2 rRNA genes are annotated in these 3,329 nt (G+C 51.0%); both read right to left on the minus strand.

The annotated features are described in order from the left end of the window. Positions 1-2 precede the first annotated feature (2 nt). Positions 3-118 (minus strand): 5S ribosomal RNA (gene rrf, locus CQW31_RS30460). 131 nt (positions 119-249) lie between these two features. Then, positions 250-3,142 (minus strand): 23S ribosomal RNA (locus tag CQW31_RS30465). Positions 3,143-3,329: the final 187 nt, after the last annotated feature.

Consider the following 3,329-nt stretch of genomic DNA (forward strand, 5'->3'; position numbering starts at 1 on the left):
AATCTTGACGATGACCTACTCTCACATGGGGAAACCCCACACTACCATCGGCGATGCATCGTTTCACTACTGAGTTCGGGATGGGATCAGGTGGTTCCAATGCTCTATGGTCGTCAAGAAATTCTGTTGCCAGAATGTCTTTTGAACACTCTTGGCTAATTCGGATATGTGAATTTGTGATCTTGCGAACTTTCGGTTCGTGTCATCTTCACCACCGCAATCTGCGCTAGCAAATTGCTTGGGTGTTATATGGTCAAGCCTCACGGGCAATTAGTATTGGTTAGCTCAACGCCTCACAGCGCTTACACACCCAACCTATCAACGTCGTAGTCTTCGACGGCCCTTCAGGGAACTCAAGGTTCCAGTGAGATCTCATCTTGAGGCAAGTTTCCCGCTTAGATGCTTTCAGCGGTTATCTCTTCCGAACATAGCTACCCGGCAATGCCACTGGCGTGACAACCGGAACACCAGAGGTTCGTCCACTCCGGTCCTCTCGTACTAGGAGCAGCCCCTCTCAAATCTCAAACGTCCACGGCAGATAGGGACCGAACTGTCTCACGACGTTCTAAACCCAGCTCGCGTACCACTTTAAATGGCGAACAGCCATACCCTTGGGACCGGCTTCAGCCCCAGGATGTGATGAGCCGACATCGAGGTGCCAAACACCGCCGTCGATATGAACTCTTGGGCGGTATCAGCCTGTTATCCCCGGAGTACCTTTTATCCGTTGAGCGATGGCCCTTCCATACAGAACCACCGGATCACTAAGACCTACTTTCGTACCTGCTCGACGTGTTTGTCTCGCAGTCAAGCGCGCTTTTGCCTTTATACTCTACGACCGATTTCCGACCGGTCTGAGCGCACCTTCGTACTCCTCCGTTACTCTTTGGGAGGAGACCGCCCCAGTCAAACTACCCACCATACACTGTCCTCGATCCGGATAACGGACCTGAGTTAGAACCTCAAAGTTGCCAGGGTGGTATTTCAAGGATGGCTCCATGAGAACTGGCGTCCCCACTTCAAAGCCTCCCACCTATCCTACACAAGCAAATTCAAAGTCCAGTGCAAAGCTATAGTAAAGGTTCACGGGGTCTTTCCGTCTAGCCGCGGATACACTGCATCTTCACAGCGATTTCAATTTCACTGAGTCTCGGGTGGAGACAGCGCCGCCATCGTTACGCCATTCGTGCAGGTCGGAACTTACCCGACAAGGAATTTCGCTACCTTAGGACCGTTATAGTTACGGCCGCCGTTTACCGGGGCTTCGATCAAGAGCTTCGCTTGCGCTAACCCCATCAATTAACCTTCCGGCACCGGGCAGGCGTCACACCCTATACGTCCACTTTCGTGTTTGCAGAGTGCTGTGTTTTTAATAAACAGTCGCAGCGGCCTGGTATCTTCGACCGGCATGGGCTTACGGAGCAAGTCCTTCACCCTCGCCGGCGCACCTTCTCCCGAAGTTACGGTGCCATTTTGCCTAGTTCCTTCACCCGAGTTCTCTCAAGCGCCTTGGTATTCTCTACCTAACCACCTGTGTCGGTTTGGGGTACGGTTCCCAGTTATCTGAAGCTTAGGAGCTTTTCTTGGAAGCATGGCATCAACCACTTCGCGCTCTAAAGAGCACTCGTCATCAGCTCTCGGCCTTGAGATCCCGGATTTGCCTAAGATCTCAGCCTACCACCTTAAACTTGGACAACCAACGCCAAGCTGGCCTAGCCTTCTCCGTCCCTCCATCGCAATAACTGGAAGTACAGGAATATTAACCTGTTTTCCATCGACTACGCTTTTCAGCCTCGCCTTAGGGACCGACTAACCCTGCGTCGATTAACGTTGCGCAGGAAACCTTGGTCTTTCGGCGTGCGAGTTTTTCACTCGCATTGTCGTTACTCATGTCAGCATTCGCACTTCTGATACCTCCAGCAAGCTTCTCAACTCACCTTCACAGGCTTACAGAACGCTCCTCTACCGCATCACCAGAAGGTGATACCCGTAGCTTCGGTGCATGGTTTGAGCCCCGTTACATCTTCCGCGCAGGCCGACTCGACTAGTGAGCTATTACGCTTTCTTTAAAGGGTGGCTGCTTCTAAGCCAACCTCCTAGCTGTCTAAGCCTTCCCACATCGTTTCCCACTTAACCATGACTTTGGGACCTTAGCTGACGGTCTGGGTTGTTTCCCTTTTCACGACGGACGTTAGCACCCGCCGTGTGTCTCCCATGCTCGGCACTTGTAGGTATTCGGAGTTTGCATCGGTTTGGTAAGTCGGGATGACCCCCTAGCCGAAACAGTGCTCTACCCCCTACAGTGATACATGAGGCGCTACCTAAATAGCTTTCGAGGAGAACCAGCTATCTCCGAGCTTGATTAGCCTTTCACTCCGATCCACAGGTCATCCGCTAACTTTTCAACGGTAGTCGGTTCGGTCCTCCAGTCAGTGTTACCTAACCTTCAACCTGCCCATGGATAGATCGCCCGGTTTCGGGTCTATACCCAGCGACTAAACGCCCTATTAAGACTCGCTTTCGCTACGCCTCCCCTATTCGGTTAAGCTCGCCACTGAATATAAGTCGCTGACCCATTATACAAAAGGTACGCAGTCACCTAACAAAGTAGGCTCCCACTGCTTGTACGCATACGGTTTCAGGTTCTATTTCACTCCCCTCTCCGGGGTTCTTTTCGCCTTTCCCTCACGGTACTGGTTCACTATCGGTCAGTCAGTAGTATTTAGCCTTGGAGGATGGTCCCCCCATGTTCAGACAAAGTTTCTCGTGCTCCGTCCTACTCGATTTCATTGACAAGAGATTTTCGTGTACGGGGCTATCACCCACTATGGCCGCACTTTCCAGAGCGTTCCACTAATCTCAAATCAACTTAAGGGCTGGTCCCCGTTCGCTCGCCACTACTAAGGGAATCTCGGTTGATTTCTTTTCCTCAGGGTACTTAGATGTTTCAGTTCCCCTGGTTCGCCTCTTGTACCTATGTATTCAGTACAAGATACTCAGCTTATGCTGAGTGGGTTCCCCCATTCAGAGATCTCTGGATCACAGTCTGTTTGCCGACTCCCCAAAGCTTATCGCAGGCTACCACGTCTTTCATCGCCTCTGACTGCCAAGGCATCCACCGTATGCGCTTCTTCACTTGACCATATAACCCCAAGCAATCTGGTTATACTGTGAAGACGACATTCGCCGAAAATTCGCATGTTGCGCTTTCGCGCAGAACTCACAAATTTTACCTTAGCCTGATCCACCAGCAGTGAAACTGGTGTTCAGTCTATATCTATCACATATCCGAATTTTTAAAGAACGATCTGACAAAAGTCAGAAATCAA

Source organism: Pseudomonas sp. 382 (assembly GCF_002759075.1).
In the GTDB taxonomy this organism is placed as follows: Bacteria; Pseudomonadota; Gammaproteobacteria; order Pseudomonadales; family Pseudomonadaceae; genus Aquipseudomonas; species Aquipseudomonas vlassakiae.